This window comes from Mycobacterium montefiorense, assembly GCF_025823255.1.
Classification (GTDB): Bacteria; Actinomycetota; Actinomycetes; order Mycobacteriales; family Mycobacteriaceae; genus Mycobacterium; species Mycobacterium montefiorense.
Map to the genome: position 1 here is coordinate 229,354 of NZ_JACKVL010000013.1, position 25,560 is coordinate 254,913.

Here is a 25,560-nt window from a genome sequence, read left to right on the forward strand (position 1 = left end):
CGGCACGATAATCGGGTGCTGCAAACCGGTCCCGAATCTGGCTCCGAAACCGGCACTGCCGCAGCCGACCCCGATCTGCTGATCGACTTCAGAAACGTCTCGCTGCGACGCGGCGAGCGGGTCTTGGTCGGGCCGCTGGATTGGGCAGTCGAACTCGACGAGCGCTGGGTGATCATCGGACCCAACGGGGCCGGCAAGACGTCACTGCTGCGCATCGCCGCAGCCACCGAGCACCCGTCGTCCGGCGTCGCGTTCGTGCTCGGCGAGCAGCTGGGCCGGGTCGACGTGTCGGAGCTGCGGGCCCGGATCGGGCTCAGCTCATCGGCTTTGGCGCAGCGGATCCCCACCGATGAAATCGTGCGCGACCTGGTCATCTCGGCCGGCTATTCGGTGCTGGGCCGCTGGCGGGAGCGCTACGAGGACATCGACCACCAACGCGCCGTCGACATGCTGGAGAGCCTGGGCGCCGAGCACCTCGCCGACCGCAGCTACGGAACGCTGTCGGAAGGGGAACGCAAGCGGGTGCTGATCGCCCGGGCGATGATGACCGACCCCGAGTTGCTGCTGCTCGACGAACCCGCCGCCGGCCTGGATCTGGGCGGCCGCGAGGAATTGGTGTCCCGGCTGACCGACCTAGCCGCCGACCCCGACGCGCCCGCTCTGGTGCTGGTCACCCACCACGTCGAGGAGGTTCCGCCCGGCTTCAGCCACTGCCTGCTGCTGTCGGAGGCACGGGTGGTGGCGGCGGGATTGCTGCCGGACGTGCTGACCGCCGAGAACCTCTCGGCCGCATTCGGTCAGTCGATCGCCCTCGATGTGATCGACGGGCGGTACTTCGCGCGGCGCGTCCGTACTCGCGCGGCTCACCGGAGGGGGCAGCAATGAACACCACGCCCGAGCCGCTCCCGACCCGGCCGGCGGCCACCGTGATGCTGGTCCGCGATGTACCCGGTGGCTTGAAGATCTTCCTGATGCGGCGCCATTCGAAGATGGAGTTCGCCCCTGGCACGATGGTTTTCCCCGGCGGCGGGGTCGACGACCGCGACCGCAATGCCGATATCGCGTGGGCCGGTCCGTCGCCGGACTGGTGGGCACAGCGGTTCGGCATCGAGACCGACCTGGCCGTGGCGCTGGTATGCGCGGCGGCCAGGGAGACCTTCGAGGAGTCCGGGGTGTTGTTCGCCGGCCCGGCCGATGACCCGGACGGGATCGTCCGTGACGCCTCGGTTTACGCCGAGGCCCGCCGCGCCCTGGACGACCGGACGCTGTCGTTCGCGGACTTCCTGCGCACCGAAAACCTGGTGCTGCGCTCCGACCTGCTGCGGCCGTGGGCCAACTGGGTCACCCCGGAGGCCGAGCGCACCCGCCGTTATGACACCTACTTCTTTGTGGCGGCTCTGCCCGAGGGGCAGCGTGCCGACGGCGAGAACACCGAATCCGACCGGTCCGGCTGGGCGTTGCCGCAGGATGCCGTCGACGACTTCGAGGCTGGTCGCAGTATCCTGTTGCCGCCGACCTGGACCCAGCTGGACTCGCTGGCCGGCCGCAGCGTCGCCGACGTGCTGGCCGTCGAACGCCAGATCGTCACCGTGCAGCCCCTGCTCGAGAAGCGCGGCGACAACTGGGTCTTTGAGTTCTTCGACTCCGACCGTTACCACCAGGCGCGCAAAGCGGGCGGCTCCATGGAGTGGCCGCTTTGAGCGAGTTCGTCCACGTCGTGGTCAGCGACGGCACCCAGGACGCCGGCCTGGCCGTGCTGCTGCTGTCGCGGCCGCCCACCAACACGATGACCCGGCAGGTCTATCGGGAGATCGCGGCCGCGGCCGCCGAGGTGGGGCAACGCGACGACGTCGCCGCGGTGATCCTGTTCGGCGGCCACCAGATCTTCTCGGCCGGTGACGACATGCCCGAGCTGCGGACACTGACCGCGGCCGAGGCCGGTATCGCGGACCGGGTGCGCGCCGAGGCCGTTGACGCCGTCGCGGCCATCCCGAAGCCCACCGTCGCCGCGGTGACCGGCTACGCGTTGGGTGCCGGCCTGACACTGGCGCTGGCCGCCGATTGGCGGATCAGCGGCGACAACGCGAAGTTCGGGGCGACCGAGATCCTGTCCGGCCTGATCCCCGGTGGCGGCGGCATGGCACGCCTGACCCATGCGGCCGGGGCGAGCAGAGCCAAGGAGCTGGTGTTCAGCGGGCGCTTCGTCGACGCCGAGGAGGCCTTAGAGCTGAGCCTGGTCGACGAGTTGGTGGCTCCCGATGACGTGTATGACGCCGCCGCGAATTGGGCACGGCGCTTCCTGGATGGCCCGCATCGCGCGCTGGCCGCCGCCAAAGCCGGGATCAACGCCGTTTTCGATCCGCAGTCGCACGGCAGTTAGGCTGCCCTGCATGACCGATGCAACTCCGGCGGCCCACGTGACGGCCGATCAGGTCGAAGCCGCCCGGCACGACACCAAGCTCGCCCAGGTGCTCTATCACGACTGGGAAGCCGAGACCTATGACGAGAAATGGTCCATCTCGTATGACCAGCGCTGCGTGGAGTACGCCCGGGGCCGGTTCGACGCGATCGTGCCCGACGAGGTCATCGCCGAGCTGCCCTACGACCGTGCGCTCGAATTAGGTTGCGGCACAGGATTTTTCCTGCTCAACCTGATCCAGTCCGGCGTCGCGCGGCGGGGGTCGGTCACCGACTTGTCGCCCGGCATGGTCAAGGTCGCCACCCGTAACGGGCAGTCGCTGGGTCTAGACATCGACGGTCGGGTCGCCGACGCTGAGGGCATTCCCTATGACGACAACACCTTCGACCTGGTGGTGGGCCATGCCGTGCTGCATCACATTCCCGACGTCGAGCTGTCGCTGCGCGAGGTCATCCGGGTGCTCAAGCCCGGCGGCCGGTTCGTGTTCGCCGGCGAGCCGACCAATGTCGGCGAGGTCTACGCCCGTTCGTTGTCGACGCTGACCTGGCGGGTGGCCACCAATGTCACCAAGTTGCCCGGCTTGGCGAGCTGGCGGCGCCCGCAGGTCGAGCTCGACGAGTCCTCCCGGGTCGCCGCGCTGGAAGCCATCGTCGACCTGCATACCTTCGCGCCAGAGGACTTGGAGCGGATGGCCGCCAACGCCGGCGCGGTCGACGTCGAGACCGCCAGCGAGGAGTTCACCGCGGCGATGTTCGGCTGGCCGGTTCGTACCTTCGAGGCGTCGGTGCCACCGGGGCGGCTGGGCTGGGGCTGGGCGAAGTTCGCTTTCAACGGCTGGAAGACGCTGAGCTGGGTCGATGCCAACATCTGGCGGCACCTGGCGCCGAAGGGCTGGTTCTACAACGTGATGGTCACCGGGGTCAAACCCTGCTGAACCAGTCCTTTCAAGGCCTGCGCTTTACCGCCGACGACGTCGCCTACCTGCGGTCGGAACCGGGTGTCGCGGCGCTTGCCGCGGTCGCGGAATTCGCGTTGACCGACGCCACCCGGATCGCCGACATCGCCGCGGCGCGTGCCCGCTTCGGGGACCGGTCGCCGGTGCTGGTGGAAACCACGCTGCTGCGCCGGCGCGCCACCGACAAGCTCGGTGACGTGTCGAGCTGGCTCCTGACCGACGAGGCGCTACAGCAGGCCACCGCGGCCCCGGTGGCGGCGCATCGGGCGCGACGGCTGGCGGCGGGCGGCGCTGTCGTGCACGACGCGACGTGTTCGATCGGCACCGAAGTGGCCGCGCTGCGCGACGCGGGCGCCGCCGTGGTGGGCAGCGACATCGACCCGGTACGGCTGGCGATGGCGGCCCACAATCTGGGCCCCGGCGCCGTGCTGTGCCGCGCCGACGCGCTGCACGCGGTGACCCGCGACACGGTGGTCGTCGTCGACCCGGCACGCCGCCACGGCGGGCAGCGCCGGTTCAACCCCGCCGACTACCAACCCGGCCTGGGTGAGCTGATCGACTGCTACCAGGGTCGCGATCTCGTCGTAAAGTGTGCTCCCGGAATTGATTTCGATCACGTGCGACGTCTCGGTTTCGGCGGCGAGATCGAGGTGACGTCGTATCACGGCTCGGTGCGCGAAGCGTGCCTGTGGTCGGGTCGGCTGGCCGAGCCCCGGGTTCGGCGGCGCGCGAGTGTCCTCGACAGCGGCGAACAGCTCACCGACACCGAGCCCGACGACTGCGCAGTGCAGCCGGCCGGGCGCTGGATCGTCGACCCGGACGGCGCCGTGGTGCGGGCCGGCCTGGTGCGTCACTACGGCGCCCGGCACGGTCTGTGGCAACTCGATCCCGACATCGCCTACCTGTCCGGAGACCGGTTGCCGGACGGCGTCCGCGGCTTCGAGGTGCTCGAGCAGTTGGAGTTCGATCAGCGACGGCTCCGCCACGCGTTGTCGGCGCACGATTGCGGGGCGCTGGAGATCTTGGTGCGCGGGGTGCAGGTCGACCCCGACGCATTGCGGCGACGGCTGCGGCCCCGGGGCAGCCAATCGATGTCCGTGGTCATCACCCGCATCGGCACCCGACCCGCCGCCCGCGCGATGGCCTGTGTCTGCCGTCCATCGCGGTAACGCCCTGTACGCTGTCGGCGGTCACTTTCCGGGGGACCTCGCCATTTGAAACCGACGAGGACAATTCGACTTATGCGTTTTCTGATCGCAGCCGCGACGCTGATCGCCGCGGCACTGGCGGCCTGGCCGGCTGCTGCCGAGCCACCAACCTGTGCCGGCCTGGGCGGAACCGTCGAGGCCGGGCAGCTGTGCCACGTGCGTGCCACCGGCCCGACGTACACGCTGACCATGACCTTTCCCGCCGACTACCCCGACCCGCAGCCGCTGGACGACTACATCACGCAAAACCGGGACGGGTTCATCGCCGTCGCGCAGACCTCCGGGCCGCGCGATCAGCCCTATCAATTGGAGGCGACGACCGAGCAACACGGCGCCGGTCAGCCGCCGCACAACACCCGCAGTGTGGTGCTCAAGTTCTTCCAGGACGTCGGCGGATCGCACACGTCCACCTGGTACAAGGCGTTCAACTACAACCTTGGGACTAAACAGCCCATCACGTTCGACAACCTGTTCGCCCCGAACACGTCGCTGCTGGACGCGATCTTCCCGCTGGTTCAGCGCGACCTGGCACGGCAGAACGCGCTGGGTGCCGCGATATTGCCGTCGTCGGGGCGCGACCCGTCGCACTATCAGAACTTCGCGATCACCGACGACCAGTTGATCTTCTACTTCGCTCCGGGGGAGATGCTGCCCGCGTTCGCCGGCCCGTGCCAAGCCACGGTGGCTCGCAACGCGATCCCGCCGCTGGCAATCTGACCGGCTTAGGCCGGGGCGAAGCCGTAGACCTGACCGTCACTGGTGGTGGCCACCACCCGACGGTCGCTGCCTATCGCTAGTCCGAGCGGGTAGCCGGTGGCTGCGGGAAGTGGGTAGCTGTTGATCGTGTAGCCGTTGCCCGAGTCGAACACCAGTAGCGACATCCCGGCAGCGTCGTCGCGGGGTGGGCCGCCGGTCACGGCATAGCCGACGCTGCCAGCGGCCAGGCCCGGTGACGACAACGGGGTGACGTCGTCGCGGCGCCAGACCTGATCGGCATGATCGCCGCCGTCCTTGAAGGCCACCAGCCGGGTGTCGGGCCCACCGCCGGACACGATCAGGCCGCCGGGGGTGACCGCGGGCGGCGTCTGGGCCAGGAACCCCAACGGCATGGACCACTTCGGTTTCCCGTCGGCGGCATTGAGCGCCCACAGACGCTGGTCGCGGCCGTTGACGTAGACGGTCGATCCGTTGGCCGACAGCACCGGGCTGGCAATCACACCGGCGCCCACGGCGTCGCTGGTCCACTCCCGGGTCACCAGCGGAGTCTGGCCGCGGTGGTATTTGAGCCCGACCAGCCCGGCCGCCGCAGCGCCCGGCTGCCACACACCGAGCACCGCCATCCCGCTGGCCGCGGAGAAGGCGGGAGCCGCCGCGACCGGGCAGCCTTGGCGCGCCGGGGCGCAATCGGCCAGCCCATGCGTCGCATCCGTCGGGTCGATCCCATCCACCAGGTCCAGCGGACTGCCGACCACCATGCCGCGGTGCGCGTCGAAAACCAGCACCTGTCCCAGATGCGTAGCGACCAGCAGTTGACCATCGCCGAGAAACCTTGGTGTGGACGGCATTCCGATCACCGGTTGACGCCAGCGCGTCCACTGTGTCACCGGGAAGGACAGAAAAGCGCCCGGCTGACCGACGTAGAGATTGTCGAAACCGTCGAACAGGGGACCGCCGAAGCCGCCGCCCTGGAAGAGCCGCACGCACCAGCGTTGCCGGCCGTTGTCGTTGTTCTCCCACTCCATCAGCGAACACCCGGCGGGGGTTTGTGCGTTCAAGGCGAGGTAATTGCTCGAGCTCAGCGCGGGTCCGGCGCCCAGGTTGCCCTTGACCGACCGGGTCCATTGCAGTGACAGCTTGTCGGCGCCGCCGGTCGTCGTGTAGCTGCTGTTGGCCGCGTCGCCATACTGCGCGGACCAGCCGGGTGCGGCCGCGGCCTGCACCCATGCGTCGGTATTGCCGCAACCGCCGAGCCCGGCCGTGAGCCCAGCCGCCAACACCACGGATGAGCAATGCCGAAGGCCACTGACGAGTTGTCGGGCAAGCACCTTGGGTTTCCCAAATCCTTCTTTCAACGCGGGCCGCTCGTGGGCGGGCCGGGCTGTTCGGCAGCGATTGAGTACAGGTGAGGGTAACCCGTGGCGGTTCGCGGGCTGGTGATTGACCGGGCTAGGCTTTCCGGCTGTGACAAGCATGTGGGGTGCCCCGGTCCATCGCCGCTGGCGGGGTCACCGGCTGCGAGACCCACGCCAGGCCAAGTTCTTGACGCTGGCCTCGCTGAAGTGGGTGCTGCGCAATCGTGCCTACACGCCGTGGTACCTGGTGCGCTATTGGCGGCTATTGAAATTCAAGCTGGCCAACCCGCACATCATCACCCGCGGAATGGTGTTCATCGGCAAGGGCGTCGAGATTCACGCGACGCCCGAGCTGGCACAGCTGGAGATCGGCCGTTGGGTGCACATCGGCGACAAGAACACGATCCGCGCGCACGAGGGCTCGCTGCGGTTCGGCGACAAGGTCGTGTTGGGCCGCGACAACGTGATCAACTGCTACCTCGACATCGAGCTCGGCGATTCGATGCTGATGGCCGACTGGTGCTACGTCTGCGATTTCGACCACCGGATGGACGACATCACGCTGCCCATCAAGGATCAGGGCATCGTCAAGTCCCCGGTGCGGATCGGGCCGGACACCTGGGTCGGGGTGAAGGCGACCGTGCTTCGCGGCACGTCGATCGGGCGGGGCTGCGTGCTCGGTTCACACGCGGTGGTTCGCGGTGTGGTTCCCGACTATTCGATCGCGGTCGGCGCTCCGGCCAAGGTGGTCAAGAACCGGCAGCTGTCGTGGGAGAGCTCGGCCGCGCAGCGCGCCGAGTTGGCCGCCGCCCTGGCCGATATCGAACGTAAAAAGGCGGCCCACTGACCCCGCCGGTCCCGGGCACCACACCGGCGCGTCCCGGATGGGATGTGGCGCTATCCATCGTGCTGATGGTTGTTGCCGTCGTCGGCTGGGGCGTGGCAGCGGGCATGGAGTTCATGTTCCTGGCCTTCACGGACTACTGCCCCCCCGAGCATTGCAGCGTGGACAATGCCGCCACGTCCGTGTTGGTGTCCGTATCGGTGGCGGCCGCCCTGACCGTCATCGGGTGTGTCGTGACGATCATCCGACTGGTTCGCCGACGGTGGGGCTGGCCGTATGCCGCCGCGACGCTAGGCGCGTCCGCCCTGGCCGAACTGCTTGGCATCGTGGGTTACTTTGCGGCTGTTGGCCATTGATCGTTCGGGTAGGGCGTTAGGACGATGACGGCTGGTCGTCGACGACGAAGTGATAATCGACGGTGCCGGCGTCGACGCCTGTGACGGACACAGTCACCCCGTAGGTTTTGCCGTCGGTAACCAGCTTGCAGCGCAGCGTGGCGCCCTGCACGCCCTTCAGATTGTCGGGGCACGTCACCGATTCCGGCTTGGTCCCCACCTGCTGCGTGATGTTGTCGCTGATCGATGCGGCGACCTGGCTCTTGTCGACCGTTTCCACCATGTCGAACTTGACATTGCTGCCTTCGACGCTGGTCACCGTCACATTGACGTTGTAGGTGGCGCCTTTGACCTTCATCGAACAGTTCAGCTGTGCGCCCACGTTCGCCGGCAGATCACCCGGGCAGTCGACGGAGTCGGGCTTGTTGCCCTGGGCGTCGGTCATCTTCTGGATGATCTGGCTCGCGACATCGCCCTTGGCGACCGCGTGCGACGACGATCCGATCGAACACGAGCAGGCGCCGGCGCTGGCCATCAGCCCCGCGGCAGCACCGGAAACCAGCAACGTCCGAACGATCGAGTGAGCCATATCGCCTCCCTGCGCCTTGACAACTGTGAGTTGGCTGATAATTACATGCCAAACAGCGTCGGCAGGCGATTTCGGCAAAAGATGGTTGCGTGCCCCGCAACGCTGTGCGGAAAGGCGGCGCCGGCACCGGGCTACGAGCTTAAGCCCTGATAGCGGTTCAGCGCTTCGGCCCGCTCGGTGCCATGGTCGACGATCGGCGCCGGATAGCCGTGCGGGCGTTCGCCTTTACGCAGATGGACATCGCCGGCGGCACTCAGTTCGGGGACCCAGCGCCGGATGTAATCGCCTGCTGGGTCGAACTTTTCACCCTGAGTGATCGGGTTGAACACCCGGAAATACGGAGCAGCGTCGGTGCCACACCCCGCGCTCCACTGCCAGCCGTGCTGGTTGCTGGCCATGTCGCCGTCGGTGAGTTGATCCAGGAACCATTCGGCGCCCCACTGCCACGGCAGGTGAAGGTCCTTGACCAGAAACGATGCGACGATCATCCGCACCCGGTTGTGCATGAAGCCGGTCTCGCGCAGTTGGCGCATGCCCGCGTCGACGATCGGATAACCCGTTTCGCCCGCCTTCCACGCCTCGAAGCGACGTTTGGCCTGCGTGCCGGTGTCGGTCAAGATGGCGTCGAAGTCGCTGTTCCAGTTTCGCCAGGCGCTGGCCGGCCAGAAATGCAGCACCCCGGCATAGAAGTCACGAAAGGCCAACTCCCGCAAGTACGTTTGTGCGCCGGCACTACTCAGGTCCATCGCCGCGAGCATGGTGCGAGGATGGATGGTGCCGAACTTCAGGTGCGCTGACATCCGGCTGGTGCCCGCGATGTCCGGCCGGTCGCGGGCTTGTGCGTAGCGGTCCAGTCCGCCGTCGACAAACTCCTCCCATTGCGAAAGCGCTGCTGCCTCACCGGCATCGACGCCAAGCTCGATGCCGGGGTCGGGGATCTCGCACTGCTTGACCAGATGAGCCGGGTCGAGCCAGCGTGCGGAATCGGCACTCGATTGCGCGGACTTGCGCCATCCGACTTCACGCCACTTCCGCAGAAACGGCGTGAACACCTTGTAGGGCTCCCCGTCGTCCTTTCTGACGCGGCCGGGTGTAACCAGATACGGCGAACCCGTCGCCACCAATGGAACCGAGCGCAGTGCTGCGCGCACCTTTTCGTCGCGGCGCTTTCCGTACGGTGCGAAGTCTTCGGAGATGTGTACCGTCGACGCGCCGATCTTGCGGGCAATGCGGGGAATCTGTTCTTCGGCGACCCCACGGGTCACCAACAACCGACCATCCAGGTCGTCGCGCAGGTGCCGCAGCGTGTCGCCCAGGAATTGCAGGCGGCGCTGGCCGGACGACTTCTCGAGACGTGGATCGACGACGAAGCAGGCGAGCACATCTTCGCTTTCGGCGGCGGCGAGCAGTGCGGGATGATCGCGCAATCGCAGGTCGCGGCGAAACCACAAGAGCGCAGGCATTATTGGGCGCGACGGTTGAGTCGCCAGATATGGGTGGACAGGACGGTGGCGAAAGCGCACCACAGCGGGTAGGGCGAGAGCGCTTTGCCGGCGCGCGGATCCGCCGCGGCGGCCCGGCGGGCGAGGTCGGCGCTGCTGACCGTCAGTGCGGCCGCGCCCAGCGCGGATGCGCCGAGTTTGTGAAAGCGGAAGAAAAGCCAACTCCACCCGGCGTTGAGGAGCAGGTTGATGCTCAATGCCGCGGCATAGCGGCGCGCCTCAGCCTGCTGTCCGGTCGCGCGAAACTTGTCGATTGTCACCGCGGAAGTGGTGGCGATGTCGCCGTAGAGTGCGGTCCAGACGATCGGGAAGGCGGCACCCGGTGGCTGGTAGGAGGGTTTGGGTAGCCGCGAGTACCAGGCCCCCACGCTACGTGGGCTGGCGATGCTTCCGGTGCCTGCGGCCACCGCGACGGCGATTGTGGTCGCGGCCAGGGTCGAGGGTTTCACAGCCTGCTCCGTTCGTCTTGTAGGGAATCCGTTTGCCGGTCAACGATTTTGGTGTCGGTCGGGTCCGCCGGCCACCAGATGCGATCGCCGATCAGGGCGAACAGCGCGGGGATGACGAGCGTGCGCACCACGAAGGTGTCGAGCAGGATCCCCAAGCCCACGATAATGCCGAGCTGGGTCAGCACGATCAGCGGCAATACTGCCAGCACGCAGAAGACCGCCGCCAAAACGATTCCCGCGCTAGTGATGACGCCGCCGGTGGCCGACACCGCGCGGATCATGCCTTCGCGCGCTCCGTGCCGTGCGGCCTCTTCGCGGGCGCGGGTGACCAGGACGATGGTGTAGTCCACGCCGAGGGCGGCCAGGAACAGGAACGCGAACAGCCGGGTGCTGTTGTCCAGTGCCGGAAATCCGAAGACGTGCATGCTCGTCCAGCCGCCGAGACCGAGGGCGGCCAGCGCGCCGAGAATCGTGGCGGACAGCAGGTTGGGCGGCGCCAGTGCCGAGCGCAGCAGTACGAACAGGACAATCGCGATGACGGCCAGGATCGCCGGGATCAGCATCAGCCGGTCGTGCACGGCCGCATCTCGGATATCAAGCGCCTGGGCGTCGGGACCGCCGACCAGCACGCCGGGGTCGGCGGCCTTCGTCGAATTACGCAGTGCGGCAATGATTGTGAATGCGCGATCCGATGACGGCGGGGAGTCGGTCACCACCGACCATTTCGTCAAGCCGGAAGCCGACTGACCCGCGTCGGTCGCCGAGACCACGCCCGGGGTAGCGACGATCGCGGCCCGCACCTGCGATGCCTGGGCACTGCGGGCCACGACGAGTGTGGGGTTGGCCAGTCCGGCGGGAAAGTGTGCTGCCACCACGTCGTAGCCGGACACCGAGTCCGCCTGCACCCGGAACTGCTGGGTCTGCGACAACCCGATTCGGGTTCCCAGCAGGCCGCCGGCCAGGGCCGCCAGCGCCGCGACCGAGACCGCGGCGACGACGGCGGGACGGCGGGCCACCTGTTCGGCAATCCGGTGCCAGGCCCCGGACTCGAGGGTGGCGGTGCCGTCGGGCGCAGGGATCAGCGGCCAGAACAGTCGCCGGCCGCACAACGCGAGCAGCGGCGGCAGCATCACCAACACCGAGACCGCGGCGACCACCAGTCCGCAGGCCGCCAGCGCTCCCAAGCTGCGGGTGCTGGGCGTCGACGCGAACAGCAGGGTGAGTAGCGCCAGCACCACGGTGGCATTGCTGGCGACAATGGCCGGACCGGCCATGCGCACCGCGCGGCGCAACGCGTCACGGTGCTCGGTGTGGCTCCGAAGTTCTTGCCGATAGCGGGAAATCAGCAGCAGTGCGTAATTGGTGCCCGCCCCGAACACCAGCACGCTGGTGATGCCGGACGTCGCGCCGTCGAAACTCAAACCGGTCAGCGAAGCCACTGCGGTGCCCACCGCCGCCGCGACCCGGTCGGCGAATCCGACCACCAGCAGTGGCGCCAGCCACAGCACCGGCGAGCGGTAGGTGACGATCAGCAACAGCGCGACCACGGAGGCCGTCACCGCCAGCAAGGTGATGTTGGCGTCGGTGAACGCGTTGGCGATATCGGCGCCGAAGGCCGGGCCCCCGGTGACATGGGCTCGCAGGTCCGCGGGCAAGCCGGCGTCGGCGGCGCCGCGCAGCGCGGTGACTCCCTCGGTGAGGACCAGGCCGGACAAATCGGCGCGGATGGGCACCACGGCGACGGCCGCCATGGCGTCCGACGACACGATCGGCGGCGCCGCGTCGGTGGCGCCAAAGGGAGCCACGACGGCTTGCATCCGGTCGCGGGCCGCCCCGGCCGCGGTCACGTCGGCGGCGGTCAGCGGCGCGCCATCGGTGCGATTGACGACCAGCAGCAGCGGAACCCGATCACCGCCGGGAAACTGCCGAGCCAACGCGTCGACCTGTGCGGAGTCCGAGTCGGTGGGCACCGATAGCGGCGCCTGGCCGGCCGCGGCATTCCCGCCGATCACCACCATCAAGCCGATCCCCAGCAGCACCGCGGCTAATCCGGGCCGCCAGCAACGCCGGCCCGTCACGGCCGCGGCCAGAGACTCCCACATCACGACACCAGCGTTTCCATCATTTCATTCAATTAAACATTAAAAGACTGAAATGACTGGCCACTCGCGACTATGCTGCCCACGGGTATGAACGCTGACGAGAGTCCGTCGGGCCGCGAGGCCCTGGAGTCGCTGATGTCGGCCGATCTGCGCGAGATGTCGTCAGAATCCGACCAGATCGGCCGACTGTTCGCGGCGTCTCAAGACGTGCGCCCCACCGATTTCCGCGCGCTGCTGCACATCATGGTGGCCGAAACCAGCGGTCGGCCGATGACGTCCGGGGACCTCAGCCAGCGGATGGGTTTGTCGGGTGCGGCGATCACCTACCTGGTGGACCGGCTGATCGAGTCCGGCCATATCTGGCGCGACTCGCATCCCAACGACCGGCGCAAGGTCATCCTGCGTTTTTCCGAGCCCGGCCTCGACACCGCCCGGTTGTTCTTCACCCCACTGGGCGCACACACCCGCGACGCACTGGAAGGCCTGCCCGACGCCGATCTCGCGACCGCCCACCGCGTCTTTGGGGCGCTGATTGCGGCGATGCAACGCTTCCGGGGTGAATTGGGCGCTCCCTGGCCCTGATTCGCCGCACCGTAATCGGCAGGTTCACTGCGGGGCGCGCCCGAGCAGGTGACGCAAGGCGCTGTCCAGGTCGGGTTGCCGGAACCGGTGCTCGGCCTGGCCGAGCCGTTGCGGGACGACCTGCTGGCTGGCGCAGGCCAATTCGCGGGCACCCTGCCCGCCGAGCAACAGCCGGGGCCCCAGCGAGGGAACGGGCAGGACCGCGGGCCGGTGTAGCACGCGGGCCAGAGCGCGGGTGTATTCGGTATTGCGAACCGGTTGCGGGGCAACAGCATTCACCGGCCCGGACAGCTCGGTGTCCCAGAGGGCCCGGTGGTATACGTCGACCAGGTCGTCAATCCCTATCCAGGACAACCACTGCCGGCCGTCGCCGAGCCGGCCACCCAGCCCAGCGCTGAACAGCGGACGCATCAGCCTCAGTGTGCCGCCGCGCGGGGATTGCACGATGCCGGTGCGCACCTGCACCACCCGCGCCCCGGCCTGTGCGGCCGGCGCGGTCGCGTCTTCCCAGTCGGCGACAACGTCGGCCAGGAAGCCGTCGCCACGCTCGCTTGCCTCGGTGAGTTCGTCGTCGCCGCGGTCGTATCCGTAATAGCCGATCGCCGAGGCCGAGATCAGAACCGACGGGCCCTCGGCGGTGCGCGCCAGCAGTTCGGCCAGTCGGCGAGTTGGGCCAATCCGGCTGTTGCGCACCGCTTCCCGGTGCTTGTCGGTGAACCGGCCGGCGATCGAGGCGCCGGCCAGATGAATGACGGCGTCGACCCCGGCCAGTAGGTCCGGGGCGGGGTCGACGGGATTCCACTGGCGTTCGTCGCCGGCGCCCGCGAAGCGGCGAACCAGGTGGACAACGCGGTGCCCGCCGGTACGCAAGAACGCGGACACCGCCGAACCGACCAGTCCCGACGACCCGGTGATCGCGACGGTCAGCGGAGTCAAACCGTGCTCGGCCGCCAACTTGTGGGCGGCCAGATCGTCGGCTAGCTGCCGGTGCCGATAGATGAACATCGGACGCAACGCGGCGCCGGGTACCGGCGTTTGGACCCGGTCGATCACCCGGGTGCGCAAGGCGCCGAGGTCATCGAATTCGTGGATGTGCCGCCACCGCACGGCGATGCGAGCCGGTAGCGAGGCCAACCCGTCGCTGCCGATCGTGTCGACGAAGCGCCGCGGCGGATCGTAACCCTGGGCCTGGTGCTCGGCTATCCAGCGCAGGCCGCCCGGCAGGGCGAGTTCGGCGCGCCCGTCCCGCAGTGATGAAGCCTCGGTGACCAGCCGCATCGGTGACCATGGCGGCGAGAGCCGCTCGAAGGCTCCCGGCCGCGCGTACCAGGCGAACACGTCTTCGCGCGGCGCGTCCACCACGCTCGAAAATTCCAATCCCATGGTTTCCAGAGTTACCCAACCACGACCAGAGCATGCCTCGCGGCATTCTGGGTACCAGGGATTGCATGAGTATTCACGCCCGCTGGCGGTCCCTGCTCGACACCGCCCTCGATCGGACGATCGTCGGCGGCTACACCCGCATCGGCTACCACCTGCGACAGTGGGGATGGCCCGACGACCCCCGGCCGCATGCGCTGAAGGGCAAGACCGCGCTCGTCACTGGCGCGAATCGTGGCATCGGCAAAGCGATCGCCACCGGCCTGGCGCAGCTCGGTGCGAACGTGCTGTTGACCGTCCGCGACGAGACGAGCGGTGCGCAGGCGCGAAAAGAGATCGTCGACGCCAACCCCGAGGCCGACGTGCAGGTCGAGGTCTGCGACATGTCCGACCTGTCCGACGTCCGTGCCTTCGCGGCCGACTTGTCGGCCAGGGAGTGGGAATTGGATGTGCTGATCCACAACGCCGGGGTGTTGCCGCCCGAGCGGACCGAGACCGTCGACCGCCACGAGCTCACCCTGGCCACGCATGTGCTGGGTCCGGTACTGCTGACCGAGTGCTTGGCTCCGGTTCTGAGCGCCGCCGAGGACCCGCGGGTGATCCTGATGTCGTCGGGCGGGATGTACACCCAGTCACTGCCGGCCGATGACCCCGAATACTTCGACGAGCCCTACAGCGGCGTCACCGCCTATGCGCGCACCAAACGGATGCAGGTGGCGCTGACCCCGATCCTGGCCCGGCATTGGGCCGACGACAACATCCGCGTCTACGCCATGCACCCCGGCTGGGCCGATACCCCGGGGGTGGCCACGTCGCTTCCGGCCTTCCGCTCGCTCACGGCACCGCTGTTGCGCACGCCCGAACAGGCGGCCGACACCGCGATCTGGCTGGCCGCGACCGATCCCGCGCCACCGACCGGCGGCTTCTGGCACGATCGGCGGCCCCGCCCCGAGCACTACCTGCCGTTGACCTGGCACGGCGAGCGCGAGCGGCAACGGTTGTGGCGATACTGCGCCTATTCGATCGGCATCGACAACGCGTGAGGTTCAGCGGTCGGGTAACGCGTGCTCGATGATCGGCAGGCGGGGCAGCTGCTGACGCTCGTCGCGCTTGGCCGCCACATACACCTGCGCGGTCTGGCCGGCCACCGTCTGCCAATCGAAATCCGAGGTGAGCCGCTCGCGGGCGGCGTCGGCACGCCGCTGCGCGGCGTCCGGATCGTCGAGCACGGTGCGCACCGCCGCGGCCAGCCCGGCCACGTCGCGGGGCGGACACGACACCCCGGTCTGCCCGTCGATCACCGCCTCGCCCAGACCACCGATGTTGGAGGTCACCAGCGGGGTACCGGCCGCGGCGGCCTCCAGCGCGACGAGCCCGAACGGTTCGTAATGGCTGGGGAACACCGCGGCGTCCGCCCGATGCAGCGCCGCCAGCAGTTCGTCGTGGTGTAGATGTCCGACGAACCGAGTTGCCTTGAGTACCCGGTGTTTACGGGCTTGTTCGTAAAGCCAGTTCTGCTGGGTTCCATCACCGGCAATGGTCAACGTGGTGCCCGGGTTGGTGCGCCTGATCCGCGGCAGTGCGGCGATGAGGTCGTGTACACCCTTCTCGTACTCCAGGCGCCCGACATAGAGCAGTTCGGCGGGCCCGGTGCGCGGGTGACGGGGCGCGAACGGCCAGCGCGCCGCGTCGATCCCGTTGCGGATCACCGTCGTTTCAGCCAGTCCCGGACCGAACAATTCGGTGATCTCATCGCTCATCGACGCCGAACATGTGATCAGTGAATCGGATTCGCGCACCAGCCACGACTCGACCGCGTGCACCTGGCGGCTGATCGCTCCGGAAACCCAGCCCGAATGCCTGCCGGCCTCGGTCGCGTGGATCGTGGAAACCATTGGAACGTCATAGTATTGGGCGAGCGCAATGGCGGGGTGGGCGACCAGCCAATCGTGTGCATGCACTACATCGGGACGCCACAGTCGCCCAGTGCCCGGTTTCTTCAGAGTGAGCCCGGCGCGGATCATCGCGTGACCCATCGCCATCGTCCAGGCCATCATGTCTGTGCCGAAGGCGAATTCGTGCGGATCCTGGGCGGCCGCGATCACCCGGACACCCTCGCTGATCTCGTCGGATGACGGGTGCGTGCTCGGGTCGGTGCCCGACGGGCGCCGCGACAGCACGACGACGTCGTGGCCGGCGTCGGCCAGGGCGGTCGACAGGTGATGCACGTGGCGTCCCAGCCCGCCGATCACCACCGGCGGGTACTCCCACGACACCATCAGGATTTTCATCGGGGCAGCCTTCGGGCATCCAGGGCGCCGAACATGCCGTCGGCGCGGTTCCAGCCGTCGGCCAGCCGCTGCGCGGTGTCGCGCCGGCCCGAGGCCAGTGCCCCGGCGATCTCGCGGGTGGCGTGCGCGTGCAGGTGCGCGCGGTACCGGGCGTAGTCGGCGGCCGAGTCCTTGCTGACCATGAACGGCCAGTCGCTGGACACGGTCAACAATGTCTCGCGCAGGATCTGGTCGGCGACGCGATCGCGGGGGGTTGGCCCGCCCAGTGACGCGGTGGTCTGTGACAGCGCCTTGTCGACGGTGCTCAGCGCGGTGTCGACGACCTCCGTGTTGAGCTGGACTAGGTCGGCCACCTTGTCGCCGTCCCACACCTGCCAGTCCTTACCCGAGCCCCACGAACTGGGCGGCAGCGCGACCGACTCTCCGACGAACCCACCGGCGAGCGCATCGCTGAGCGTGCCGACCCGCACCCCGGCGGCGGGCAACGCCCGCAGCACCCGCGCCAGCCACGTCGGACCCTCATACCACCAGTGGCCGAACAGTTCGGTGTCGAAGGCGGCGACCACGTGTGCCGGGCGCCCGATGCGCTCGGATTCGCTGCGCAGCCGATCACGGACCACGTCGACGAAGTCGGCGACATGGACGTCGACGGCGCGGTCGGCGCGCTCGGGGTCATACGGCGCCTTGGCTTCCGAGGACACGTTGCGGCCGGTGACCCGCGCCGGCTTGAGCCCGGTCAGGTGGTCGTAAGTGTGGAAGTCGCGGTAGGCGGCATGCCCGGGGTAGCCGGATTTCGGCGACCACACCCGGTAGCTGACCTGCAGGTCGCGCCCAAAGGCCAGCACGCCGCTGTCGCCGACGGGCCGGCCCAGCGCGGTGTCGCCGTGCAGCGACGGGCCGTCGACCATGAAATGGGTGACTCCCGCAGCGGCATAGTCGTTTTCCATGCCCGGGGCGTAGGCGCATTCGGGTGCCCAGATGCCGCCGGGGCCTTGCCCTTTTCCTGCCCCTAGGCGATGCCCGGCGTCGGCCAGGCCTTCGCGCAGCGCAAATTCGCGCAGCCGCGGCGCGAGCAGCGGCTGGAACGGGTGGGCCAGCGGGCCGCCGAGCAACTCCACCGTGCCGGCGTCGATCAGGCTGCGCAGCAGCGGGCTGCCACCGTGCTGCCACAGGGTGGCGAAGTCGTCCAGCGCCTGGTCCGCCTCCGCACATTCACGAACCCCGAACGCCCGCAACGCTTCCGGTGTGCAGGATTGGTAGTCGGTCGACTTCGATCGGGGAACCGACCGCACGCTGGCGGCTTCGGCCGCCCGCAGCCGCCAGTTGGCCAGCCACTGATACATGGCGTCGAGGCAGTACGGGTCGTCGAGCTGCGCGTTGACCACCGGAGTGACGCCGAGCGTGAGCAACCGGTGCCGGTCCTCGCCGGCCAGCGTGCGCAGCACCCGCAGCAGCGGAAGATAGGAGGCGGCCCAGGACTGGTAGAGCCATTCCTCGCCGACCGGCCAGCGGCCGTGGTGGGCCAGCCACGGCAGGTGCGTGTGCAGCACCAGCGTGAACATGCCGGGCACCGGTGTCGCGGATGTGTTCACGGCCGCACCGCGATCGCGATCAGATCCAGGCTGTCATCGATGTCGCGGTCACCCGCCGCCACCAGGTCGAAGTCGTCAATGGTGACCGCGGTGACGTCGGCAGCCAGCTGCGGCGGCCACGGAGCATCGGCGACGGCCCGCGCGATCTGGGCGTCGATGATCGAACCGCCGTGACGCAAATCCATCTCTCGCAGGCGCGCGCCGTGGAACAGCCCGCTAACCGACACCTGGGAGAAACCCCCGTCGACCAGCAACTCGGTCAGCTCGCCGGCGTTGAGTTCTCTGGTGTGAAACGGGTTGATCGGGGTGTCGCGGCCCGGGGAAAAGGTGACGCGATTGGGCGTGGACATCATCAGCAATCCCGAAGGCCGCAGCACCCGGGCGCATTCCTTGACGAATTGGGTCTGGTCCCACAGGTGCTCGATGACCTGGAAATTCACCACCACATCCATCGACGCGTCCGGCAGCGGCAGCTCGGCCAGGTTGGCCTGCATGACTTCTACCCGGGGATAGCGGCTGCGGACGTGGGCCACCGCCGCCTCGTCGTAATCCACCGCGACGACCCGCCGAGCGTGCTGCGCGATCAAATCGGCACCGTAACCTTCGCCACATCCAGCCTCGAGCACGTCGCGGCCCACACAGTGCATTGCCAGTCGCCGATATACGACTTGATGGCGGCGGAACCAGTAGTTCTCGATGTCCAGGTCAGGGATGGTGCGCTCACCGGTCAGCGTCAACACCGCATCGACCGCCGGTGAAGTGCCGTCGGGGATGCCCGGGGGAACGTCGGGGACGAATGCGCTCATTGCATAGGGAGGCTAACGCGAAGTATCGGATTCGCGAACCGCCCCGTGGGTAGTCGCCCGTTGGCGGGGGAGACAGGGCGCAAGAACCTGCAGTATGACCCGCTATGGTGTGATGGCAGGCCGCACAAAGTTACCGAGTAGTAACACGACCGTGCGCTGCAAAACGCGTACTGAAAGTCCCGTGGCTGACTGCTGCGAGACTCCTTCAAGGAGGACAAACCACACTCATGACGAACATCGTGGTCCTAATCAAGCAGGTCCCAGACACCTGGTCGGAGCGCAAGCTGACTGACGGCGATTACACGCTGGACCGTGAGGCCGCCGACGCGGTGCTGGATGAGATCAATGAGCGCGCCGTCGAAGAGGCCCTGCAGATTCGTGAGCGGGAAGGCGGCGAGGGCTCGGTGACCGTGCTGACGGCCGGTCCCGAGCGCGCCACCGAGGCCATCCGCAAGGCGCTGTCGATGGGAGCCGACAAGGCCGTTCATCTCAAGGACGAGGGCTTGCACGGCTCGGACGTGGTCCAGACCGGATGGGCGCTGGCCCGTGCACTGGGCACCATCGAGGGCACCGAGCTGGTCATCGCCGGTAACGAGGCCACCGACGGCACCGGCGGTGCGGTCCCGGCGATCATCGCCGAGTACCTGGGCCTGCCGCAGCTGACCCACCTGCGCAAGCTGTCGATCGAGGGCGACAAGGTCACCGGCGAGCGCGAGACCGACGACGGCCTGTTCACCCTGGAGGCCACGCTGCCCGCGGTGGTCAGCGTCACCGAGAAGATCAACGAGCCGCGCTTCCCGTCCTTCAAGGGCATCATGGCCGCCAAGAAGAAAGAGGTCACGGTGCTGAGCCTGGCCGAGATCGGCGTCGAGAGCGACGAGGTCGGGCTGGCCAACGCCGGGTCGACGGTGCTGGAGTCGACACCGAAACCTGCGAAGACCGCGGGTGAGAAGGTCACCGACGAAGGTGAAGGCGGGAACGAAATCGCCAAGTACCTGGTCGGCCAGAAGATCATCTAAGACGAGCACCAACCACATACACGAGAAGAGCGATATAACCCATGGCTGAAGTATTGGTGCTCGTCGAGCACGCTGAAGGCGCGGTGAAAAAGGTCACTGCCGAATTAATCACCGCCGCACGCGCTTTGGGCGAGCCGTCCGCCGTCGTCGTCGGCGCGCCGGGCACGGCCGCCCCGTTGGCTGACGGACTGAAGGAAGCCGGCGCCGCCAAGATCTACGTCGCCGAATCCGAGGACGTCGACAACTACCTGGTTACCCCGGTCGTCGACGTGCTGGCCTCGCTGGTCGAATCCGCTTCTCCGGCAGCGGTTCTGCTGGCCGCCAACGCCGACGGCAAAGAGGTCGCCGGCCGTCTCGCGGCTCGGCTCGGTTCCGGCCTGCTGGTCGACGTGGTCGACGTCAAAGAGGGCAACAAGGCCATCCACTCCATCTTCGGTGGCGCGTTCACCGTCGAGGCGCAGGCCAATGGCGACACCCCGGTGATCACCGTGCGGGCCGGTGCGGTCGACGCGGAGCCGTCGGCGGGTGCGGGTGAGCAGGTCACCGTGGAGGTGCCGGCCGCCGGCGAGAACGCCACCAAGATCACCGCTCGCGAGCCCGCGGTCGCGGGCGACCGCCCTGAGCTCACCGAGGCCACCGTCGTGGTCGCCGGTGGCCGTGGCGTCGGCAGCGCGGAGAACTTCAACGTGGTCGAGGCGCTGGCCGACTCGCTGGGCGCGGCCGTCGGTGCCTCGCGTGCCGCCGTCGACTCCGGCTACTACCCGGGCCAGTTCCAGGTCGGCCAGACCGGTAAGACGGTCTCGCCTCAGCTCTACATCGCGCTGGGCATCTCCGGGGCGATCCAGCACCGGGCGGGCATGCAGACCTCGAAGACCATTGTCGCGGTCAACAAGGACGAAGAGGCGCCGATTTTCGAGATCGCCGACTACGGCGTGGTGGGCGACCTGTTCAAGGTTGCTCCTCAGCTGACCGACGCGATCAAGACCCGCAAGGGCTAGTCCGTCTCCGCTTTACGCAAAAGCCCCCGCGCGCATGTCGCGTCGGGGGCTTTTGCGTTGTGCGCAAGCCCGAACCGTCACTAATCGAAAGTCGCCTATCGGTTCCCCGGGCGGCATGTCGGTAGTGAGAATCCCTGGCCCCGAACATAATTCGGGATTATCCGGCCGCGACGGCCCGTGTCGCCAATTTGGCGAGAACGTTAACTACGAGGAACGTGCGGGTGTTTATCATGTTGCCGCTCTTACAGATACGACGGATCAGCGTTGGCGTTAGATTCGCCACACTTCATCCCCGCAACACATTTCGTCATCTTGCGTGCACCGACACGTCATAGCGCCGATGCCGATTAGCTCCTCGATTGCGTCACGTTGTTCCCCATGAGCATTGCTTCTGTCCTGATACCGAGCGACAAGCCGGACGGAGCGGCGAGAGGCTCTGCTGGTCCGCGTTACTCGCTGTTGTTGTCCACCGACCCCAGCCTGATCGAGGCGGCGCAGCGGCTGCGATACGACGTATTCACCAGCACCCCCGGCTTCGCGTTGCCGGCATCGGGTGCCGGAGAGCGCGATGTGGACCGCTTCGACGAGTTCTGCGACCACCTACTGGTCCGTGACGACGACACCGGCGAGCTGGTGGGTTGCTACCGGATGTTGGCGCCGGCGGGCGCGATCGCGGCCGGGGGCCTCTACACCGCGACGGAATTCGACCTGCGCGCGCTCGACCCGCTGCGGCCGTCGCTGGTGGAGATGGGCCGCGCCGTGGTCCGCGACGGCCACCGCAACGGCGGCGTCGTGCTGCTGATGTGGGCGGGGATCCTGGCCTACCTGGACCGCTACGGGTACGACTACGTCACCGGGTGTGTATCCGTGCCGATCGGCAGTGACTGCGGTGACCAGGCGCCGGGCAGCCAGCTTCGGGGCGTGCGTGACTTCGTCCGGGGCCGCCACGCGGCGCCGCCGCAGTACCAGGTCTACCCGCACCAGCCGGTGGTCGTGGGCGGCCGGACCCTCGACGAGATCGCGCCGCCGTCGCGCCCCTCGGTTCCGGCGCTGATGCGCGGCTACCTGCGGCTGGGTGCCAAGTCCTGCGGCGAGCCCGCCCTGGACCTGGACTTCGGTGTCGGCGACTTCTGCGTTCTGCTGGACAAAGGCCAGGCCGATACCCGGTATCTGCGAAGACTGAGGTCGGTATCGGCGGCCTCCGAGATGAGCCGCGAGACGGTGGGCGGCGCCCGATGACCGCTCCCGCAGCCGCCACCGACCACGCCTGGCTGCCGCGCGCGACGTGCGACAGCACCTGCGTGGGTGTAGGCCCCGCGTCGCCGCGGTGGCTGGTGGTGCTGCGGGTAACGCTTCGCGTCATGCTGGCGCTGCTGCTACTGCTGGTGGCGCCGTTGGCGCTGGTGCCAGGGCCAAGTCAGATGCGGGTGCGACGGTTCTGCTGCGGGATGGTGCTGCGGGTATTCGGGGTCCGGATCAGTGTGTCGGGCGCCCCGATCCGCAACCTGCGCGGGGTCCTGGTGGTCGGCCCGCACATGTCCTGGCTGGACGTCTTCGCCGTCGGGGCGGTGTTGCCCGGGTGGTACGTCGCCCGCGCCGACATGTTCGGCGAACTCACGGCGCGCCTGCTCAAAATCATTCCCATCGACCGCGCCAGCCTGCGCCGGCTGCCCGCGGTGGTGGACTCAGTGGCTGAGCGGCTGAGCGCGGGGGAGACCGTGGTGGCCTTCCCCGAGGGCACCACCTGGTGCGGCGTGGCCTGCGGCTCGTTCTATCCGGCGATGTTCCAGGCCGCGATCGACGCGGGACGCCCGGTGCAGCCCCTGCGATTGACGTATCACCACGTCGACGGCCTTATTTCAACCGCTCCGGCCTTCGTCGGGGACGATGCCCTGGGCGCGGCGATGGGCCGGATGCTCGCCCAGCGGCGCACCCTGGCGCATGTTCACGTGGAATCCCTGCAGCTGCCGGGCACCGATCGCCGTGCCCTGGCCCGCCGCAGCCAGTTGGCGGTGGGCGTGGGAGTGGCGCAGCGCCCAGGTCAGCGCCACGTGCTGGTCGCTTAGCGGAACTGGGCGGCCCGGTATCGTGGGGCGCGTCATGGTCTACCTCGATCACGCCGCCACCACCCCGATGCACCCCGTCGCCATCGAGGCGATGACGGCTGTGCTCGGCACCGTCGGCAACGCCTCGTCGCTGCACACCAGCGGCCGCACGGCGCGGCGCCGGATCGAGGAGTCTCGTGAGCTGATCGCGGACAAGCTGGGCGCACGGCCGTCCGAGGTGATTTTCACCGCGGGTGGCACCGAGAGCGACAACCTGGCCGTCAAGGGGATCTACCGCGCCCGGCGCGACGCCGATCCGCGCGACCGCCGCATCATCACCAGCCAGGTGGAACACCACGCGGTGCTGGACTCGGTGGACTGGCTCGTCGAGCACGAGGGCGCCCAGGTGACCTGGCTGCCCACCGCCGCCGACGGATCGGTGTCGGCGGCCGGGCTGCGCGAGGCGCTGCAGAGCCAGGACGACGTCGCACTCGTGTCGGTGATGTGGGCCAACAACGAGGTCGGCACCGTCATGCCCATCGCTGAACTCGCCGCCATCGCCCTCGAATTCGGCGTCCCGATGCATAGCGACGCCGTTCAGGCGGTCGGGCAGCTGCCCGTCGACTTCGCCGCCAGCGGACTGTCCGCGATGAGCGTCGCGGCGCACAAGTTCGGCGGCCCCCCGGCGGTGGGTGCCCTGCTGCTGCGCCGTGACGTGACCTGTGTTCCGCTGCTGCACGGCGGCGGCCAGGAGCGCGATATCCGTTCCGGCACTCCCGATGTCGCGGGCGCGGTCGCAATGGCCGCGGCGCTTCGGCTCGCCGTGGACGGGCTGGAGGTCAACGGCGCACGGCTGCGTGCATTGCGCGATCGTCTGGTCGAGGGCGTGTTGGCCGGGGTCGACGACGTCCGATTCAACGGGTCTGCTGAATCGCGGCTTCCGGGCAATGCCCACTTCACTTTTCGCGGCTGCGAAGGCGACGCGCTGTTGATGCTGCTGGATGCCAACGGAATCGAATGCTCGACCGGGTCGGCGTGCACCGCCGGTGTCCCGCAGGCCTCCCACGTGCTGATCGCGATGGGCGACGATGCCGCCACCGCCCGCGGGTCGCTGCGGCTGTCGCTGGGGCACACCAGTGTTGACGCCGACATCGACGAGGTGCTGCGGGTGCTTCCCGCGGCGGTGGACCGGGCCAGGCGAGCGGCTCTGGCCGCGGCGGGGGCGTCCGGGTGAAAGTTCTTGCCGCAATGAGCGGTGGCGTCGATTCGTCGGTCGCCGCCGCTCGGATGGTCGATGCCGGCCACGATGTGGTCGGCGTGCATCTGGCGCTGTCGTCGGCACCCGGCACGCTGCGCACCGGTTCGCGGGGGTGTTGCTCGAAAGAAGATGCCTCTGACGCGCGACGCGTTGCCGATGTGCTCGGAATACCGTTCTACATTTGGGATTTCGCGGAGAAGTTCGCCGAAGATGTGATCGACGATTTCGTGTCGTCGTATGCACGCGGCGAAACACCGAATCCGTGCGTGCGCTGCAATCAGCGCATCAAGTTCGCGGCGCTGTCCAGGCGTGCCGTCGCACTGGGTTTCGACACGGTGGTCACCGGCCACTATGCCCGGCTGTCGCAGGGGCGGCTGCGCCGCGCCGTCGACCGCGACAAGGATCAGTCCTACGTGCTGGCGGTGCTGACCGCAGAGCAGTTGCGCCACGCCGCTTTTCCGGTCGGGGACACTCCCAAGCCGCAAATTCGTGCGGAGGCGGCTCGTCGCGGCCTGGCCGTCGCAGACAAGCCCGACAGCTATGACATCTGCTTCATTCCATCGGGGGATACCCGGGCATTTCTGGGGGAGCGCATCGCCGTTCGCCAGGGCAACGTGGTCAACGACGACGGCGCGGTGTTGGCCACCCACGACGGCGTGCACGGTTTCACGATCGGTCAGCGCAAGGGTCTGGGCATCGCCGGTCCCGGACCGGACGGTAGCCCGCGGTACGTGACGGCCATCGATGCTGATACGGCGACGGTGCACGTGGGCAGCGCCGCGGACCTCGAAGTGCGTTCGCTGACGGGACGGGAGCCGGTGTTCACCGCCGGCGCCGCGCCGGAAGGCCCAATTGAGTGCGTTGTTCAGGTGCGAGCCCACGGTGAAACCGAGAGTGCGGTGGTCGAATTGATCGGCGACCAGCTTTGCGTGCGATTGCGTGCCCCGCTGCGCGGTGTGGCCTGCGGCCAGACAGTCGTGCTGTATCGCCCGGATTCGGCCGGCGACGAAGTGCTCGGCAGCGCCACCATCGCCAATACGTCGCGCTAGTTTTCCCAGCTCGGCGCCGATCGCCGTCGCGTTCCAAGAATTTTCCAAGCGTTCTCGGAGACTAT

General features: G+C 68.1%; 24 protein-coding genes and 1 pseudogene. 16 read left to right on the forward strand and 9 right to left on the reverse strand.

The features are described 5' to 3' along the window. The first annotated feature begins 15 nt into the window (after positions 1 to 15). From H7K34_RS14505 to H7K34_RS14530, 6 genes and pseudogenes are all read left to right on the forward strand, one after another. A complete protein-coding gene (locus tag H7K34_RS14505; protein WP_372510773.1) occupies positions 16 to 885 on the forward strand; it encodes an ABC transporter ATP-binding protein in 870 nt (289 codons plus the stop codon). Next, positions 882 to 1,700: an NUDIX hydrolase gene (locus tag H7K34_RS14510; protein WP_264062696.1), complete on the forward strand. Its 819-nt coding sequence runs from the start codon at positions 882 to 884 to the stop codon at positions 1,698 to 1,700. The genes H7K34_RS14505 and H7K34_RS14510 overlap by 4 nt, the downstream gene beginning before the upstream one ends. Next, a pseudogene (locus H7K34_RS14515) lies at positions 1,697 to 2,359 on the forward strand (enoyl-CoA hydratase); the annotation flags it as partial. The gene H7K34_RS14510 and the pseudogene H7K34_RS14515, both read left to right, overlap by 4 nt. 31 nt (positions 2,360 to 2,390) lie before the next feature. Further along, a complete protein-coding gene (locus H7K34_RS14520; protein WP_264062697.1) occupies positions 2,391 to 3,353 on the forward strand; it encodes a class I SAM-dependent methyltransferase in 963 nt (320 codons plus the stop codon). Beyond that, a complete protein-coding gene (locus H7K34_RS14525) occupies positions 3,347 to 4,543 on the forward strand; it encodes a THUMP-like domain-containing protein (RefSeq protein WP_264063551.1) in 1,197 nt (398 codons plus the stop codon). The genes H7K34_RS14520 and H7K34_RS14525 overlap by 7 nt, the downstream gene beginning before the upstream one ends. A 72-nt stretch (positions 4,544 to 4,615) precedes the next feature. Then, on the forward strand, positions 4,616 to 5,299 hold the full coding sequence (locus H7K34_RS14530; RefSeq protein WP_264062698.1) for an esterase: 684 nt from the start codon (positions 4,616 to 4,618) through the stop codon (positions 5,297 to 5,299). 5 nt (positions 5,300 to 5,304) lie between these two features. Here H7K34_RS14530 and H7K34_RS14535 read toward each other — a convergent pair whose 3' ends face one another. Beyond that, positions 5,305 to 6,582 (reverse strand): PQQ-binding-like beta-propeller repeat protein, encoded by a 1,278-nt coding sequence (locus H7K34_RS14535; protein WP_264062699.1) that lies wholly within the window; start codon positions 6,580 to 6,582, stop codon positions 5,305 to 5,307. A 181-nt stretch (positions 6,583 to 6,763) separates the two neighbouring features. On the opposite strand from H7K34_RS14535, the gene H7K34_RS14540 reads away from it, so the two are divergent. Together H7K34_RS14540 and H7K34_RS14545 are read left to right on the forward strand one after the other, a co-directional pair. Next, complete coding sequence (locus tag H7K34_RS14540; RefSeq protein ID WP_108920710.1) at positions 6,764 to 7,501, forward strand: acyltransferase; 738 nt, start codon at positions 6,764 to 6,766, stop codon at positions 7,499 to 7,501. A gap of 44 nt (positions 7,502 to 7,545) precedes the next feature. Beyond that, on the forward strand, positions 7,546 to 7,854 hold the full coding sequence (locus H7K34_RS14545) for a hypothetical protein (protein WP_264062700.1): 309 nt from the start codon (positions 7,546 to 7,548) through the stop codon (positions 7,852 to 7,854). 16 nt (positions 7,855 to 7,870) lie between these two features. Here H7K34_RS14545 and H7K34_RS14550 read toward each other — a convergent pair whose 3' ends face one another. The 4 genes from H7K34_RS14550 to H7K34_RS14565 all read right to left on the reverse strand — a co-directional run bounded on the left by H7K34_RS14550 (position 7,871) and on the right by H7K34_RS14565 (position 12,475). Next, complete coding sequence (locus H7K34_RS14550; RefSeq protein ID WP_264062701.1) at positions 7,871 to 8,422, reverse strand: anti-apoptotic protein; 552 nt, start codon at positions 8,420 to 8,422, stop codon at positions 7,871 to 7,873. Between the two features lie 131 nt (positions 8,423 to 8,553). Then, a complete protein-coding gene (locus H7K34_RS14555) occupies positions 8,554 to 9,885 on the reverse strand; it encodes a cryptochrome/photolyase family protein (RefSeq protein WP_264062702.1) in 1,332 nt (443 codons plus the stop codon). Beyond that, positions 9,885 to 10,373: a TspO/MBR family protein gene (locus H7K34_RS14560; RefSeq protein ID WP_264062703.1), complete on the reverse strand. Its 489-nt coding sequence runs from the start codon at positions 10,371 to 10,373 to the stop codon at positions 9,885 to 9,887. The genes H7K34_RS14555 and H7K34_RS14560 overlap by 1 nt, the downstream gene beginning before the upstream one ends. Next, positions 10,370 to 12,475 (reverse strand): MMPL family transporter, encoded by a 2,106-nt coding sequence (locus H7K34_RS14565; protein WP_264063552.1) that lies wholly within the window; start codon positions 12,473 to 12,475, stop codon positions 10,370 to 10,372. The genes H7K34_RS14560 and H7K34_RS14565 overlap by 4 nt, the downstream gene beginning before the upstream one ends. A 72-nt stretch (positions 12,476 to 12,547) precedes the next feature. On the opposite strand from H7K34_RS14565, the gene H7K34_RS14570 reads away from it, so the two are divergent. Next, complete coding sequence (locus H7K34_RS14570) at positions 12,548 to 13,057, forward strand: MarR family winged helix-turn-helix transcriptional regulator (RefSeq protein WP_264062704.1); 510 nt, start codon at positions 12,548 to 12,550, stop codon at positions 13,055 to 13,057. Between the two features lie 24 nt (positions 13,058 to 13,081). On the opposite strand, the gene H7K34_RS14575 is transcribed toward H7K34_RS14570, so the two are convergent. Continuing rightward, positions 13,082 to 14,440 carry a TIGR01777 family oxidoreductase gene (locus tag H7K34_RS14575; RefSeq protein WP_264062705.1) on the reverse strand — a complete coding sequence of 453 codons (1,359 nt, stop codon included), beginning with the start codon at positions 14,438 to 14,440 and terminating at the stop codon, positions 13,082 to 13,084. A gap of 65 nt (positions 14,441 to 14,505) precedes the next feature. Between H7K34_RS14575 and H7K34_RS14580 the strand changes: the two genes are divergently transcribed. Continuing rightward, positions 14,506 to 15,480, forward strand: coding sequence for an SDR family NAD(P)-dependent oxidoreductase (locus tag H7K34_RS14580; RefSeq protein WP_264062706.1), 975 nt, complete (start codon positions 14,506 to 14,508; stop codon positions 15,478 to 15,480). Between the two features lie 3 nt (positions 15,481 to 15,483). On the opposite strand, the gene H7K34_RS14585 is transcribed toward H7K34_RS14580, so the two are convergent. Genes H7K34_RS14585 through H7K34_RS14595 form a run of 3 tightly spaced genes read right to left on the reverse strand, consistent with a single transcriptional unit; the run spans position 15,484 to position 19,126 of the window. Then, positions 15,484 to 16,728, reverse strand: a complete 1,245-nt coding sequence (locus H7K34_RS14585) for a glycosyltransferase family 4 protein (RefSeq protein WP_264062707.1) — start codon at positions 16,726 to 16,728, stop codon at positions 15,484 to 15,486. Next, positions 16,725 to 18,320, reverse strand: a complete 1,596-nt coding sequence (locus H7K34_RS14590; protein WP_264062708.1) for a glycoside hydrolase family 57 protein — start codon at positions 18,318 to 18,320, stop codon at positions 16,725 to 16,727. Before H7K34_RS14590 ends, H7K34_RS14585 begins: the two co-directional genes overlap by 4 nt. Beyond that, positions 18,317 to 19,126, reverse strand: coding sequence for a class I SAM-dependent methyltransferase (locus H7K34_RS14595; protein WP_264062709.1), 810 nt, complete (start codon positions 19,124 to 19,126; stop codon positions 18,317 to 18,319). The genes H7K34_RS14590 and H7K34_RS14595 overlap by 4 nt, the downstream gene beginning before the upstream one ends. Before the next feature lie 227 nt (positions 19,127 to 19,353). On the opposite strand from H7K34_RS14595, the gene H7K34_RS14600 reads away from it, so the two are divergent. The 6 genes from H7K34_RS14600 (at position 19,354) to mnmA (ending at position 25,495) form a co-directional block, all read left to right on the forward strand. Next, positions 19,354 to 20,145 (forward strand): electron transfer flavoprotein subunit beta/FixA family protein, encoded by a 792-nt coding sequence (locus H7K34_RS14600; protein WP_108920698.1) that lies wholly within the window; start codon positions 19,354 to 19,356, stop codon positions 20,143 to 20,145. Positions 20,146 to 20,186: 41 nt separating this feature from the next. Then, positions 20,187 to 21,143, forward strand: a complete 957-nt coding sequence (locus H7K34_RS14605; RefSeq protein ID WP_264062710.1) for an electron transfer flavoprotein subunit alpha/FixB family protein — start codon at positions 20,187 to 20,189, stop codon at positions 21,141 to 21,143. Between the two features lie 378 nt (positions 21,144 to 21,521). Further along, a complete protein-coding gene (locus H7K34_RS14610) occupies positions 21,522 to 22,382 on the forward strand; it encodes a GNAT family N-acetyltransferase (protein ID WP_264062711.1) in 861 nt (286 codons plus the stop codon). Continuing rightward, complete coding sequence (locus tag H7K34_RS14615) at positions 22,379 to 23,209, forward strand: lysophospholipid acyltransferase family protein (RefSeq protein ID WP_264062713.1); 831 nt, start codon at positions 22,379 to 22,381, stop codon at positions 23,207 to 23,209. The genes H7K34_RS14610 and H7K34_RS14615 overlap by 4 nt, the downstream gene beginning before the upstream one ends. Before the next feature lie 34 nt (positions 23,210 to 23,243). Further along, positions 23,244 to 24,422: a cysteine desulfurase family protein gene (locus tag H7K34_RS14620; RefSeq protein ID WP_264062714.1), complete on the forward strand. Its 1,179-nt coding sequence runs from the start codon at positions 23,244 to 23,246 to the stop codon at positions 24,420 to 24,422. Further along, positions 24,419 to 25,495, forward strand: coding sequence for a tRNA 2-thiouridine(34) synthase MnmA (mnmA, locus tag H7K34_RS14625; protein ID WP_264062715.1), 1,077 nt, complete (start codon positions 24,419 to 24,421; stop codon positions 25,493 to 25,495). The genes H7K34_RS14620 and mnmA overlap by 4 nt, the downstream gene beginning before the upstream one ends. Positions 25,496 to 25,560: the final 65 nt, after the last annotated feature.

Bases quoted from the DNA above. Each gene is read 5' to 3' on its own strand.
- H7K34_RS14510 (WP_264062696.1), top strand. From the start codon at position 882: ATGAACACCACGCCCGAGCCGCTCCCGACCCGGCCGGCGGCCACCGTG.
- H7K34_RS14520 (WP_264062697.1), top strand. From the start codon at position 2,391: ATGACCGATGCAACTCCGGCGGCCCACGTGACGGCCGATCAGGTCGAA.
- H7K34_RS14530 (WP_264062698.1), top strand. From the start codon at position 4,616: ATGCGTTTTCTGATCGCAGCCGCGACGCTGATCGCCGCGGCACTGGCG.
- H7K34_RS14550 (WP_264062701.1), bottom strand. From the start codon at position 8,422: ATGGCTCACTCGATCGTTCGGACGTTGCTGGTTTCCGGTGCTGCCGCG.
- H7K34_RS14555 (WP_264062702.1), bottom strand. From the start codon at position 9,885: ATGCCTGCGCTCTTGTGGTTTCGCCGCGACCTGCGATTGCGCGATCAT.
- H7K34_RS14565 (WP_264063552.1), bottom strand. From the start codon at position 12,475: ATGTGGGAGTCTCTGGCCGCGGCCGTGACGGGCCGGCGTTGCTGGCGG.
- H7K34_RS14570 (WP_264062704.1), top strand. From the start codon at position 12,548: ATGCTGCCCACGGGTATGAACGCTGACGAGAGTCCGTCGGGCCGCGAG.
- H7K34_RS14575 (WP_264062705.1), bottom strand. From the start codon at position 14,440: ATGGGATTGGAATTTTCGAGCGTGGTGGACGCGCCGCGCGAAGACGTG.
- H7K34_RS14580 (WP_264062706.1), top strand. From the start codon at position 14,506: ATGAGTATTCACGCCCGCTGGCGGTCCCTGCTCGACACCGCCCTCGAT.
- H7K34_RS14585 (WP_264062707.1), bottom strand. From the start codon at position 16,728: ATGAAAATCCTGATGGTGTCGTGGGAGTACCCGCCGGTGGTGATCGGC.
- H7K34_RS14595 (WP_264062709.1), bottom strand. From the start codon at position 19,126: ATGAGCGCATTCGTCCCCGACGTTCCCCCGGGCATCCCCGACGGCACT.
- H7K34_RS14600 (WP_108920698.1), top strand. From the start codon at position 19,354: ATGACGAACATCGTGGTCCTAATCAAGCAGGTCCCAGACACCTGGTCG.
- H7K34_RS14605 (WP_264062710.1), top strand. From the start codon at position 20,187: ATGGCTGAAGTATTGGTGCTCGTCGAGCACGCTGAAGGCGCGGTGAAA.
- H7K34_RS14610 (WP_264062711.1), top strand. From the start codon at position 21,522: ATGAGCATTGCTTCTGTCCTGATACCGAGCGACAAGCCGGACGGAGCG.
- H7K34_RS14615 (WP_264062713.1), top strand. From the start codon at position 22,379: ATGACCGCTCCCGCAGCCGCCACCGACCACGCCTGGCTGCCGCGCGCG.
- H7K34_RS14620 (WP_264062714.1), top strand. From the start codon at position 23,244: ATGGTCTACCTCGATCACGCCGCCACCACCCCGATGCACCCCGTCGCC.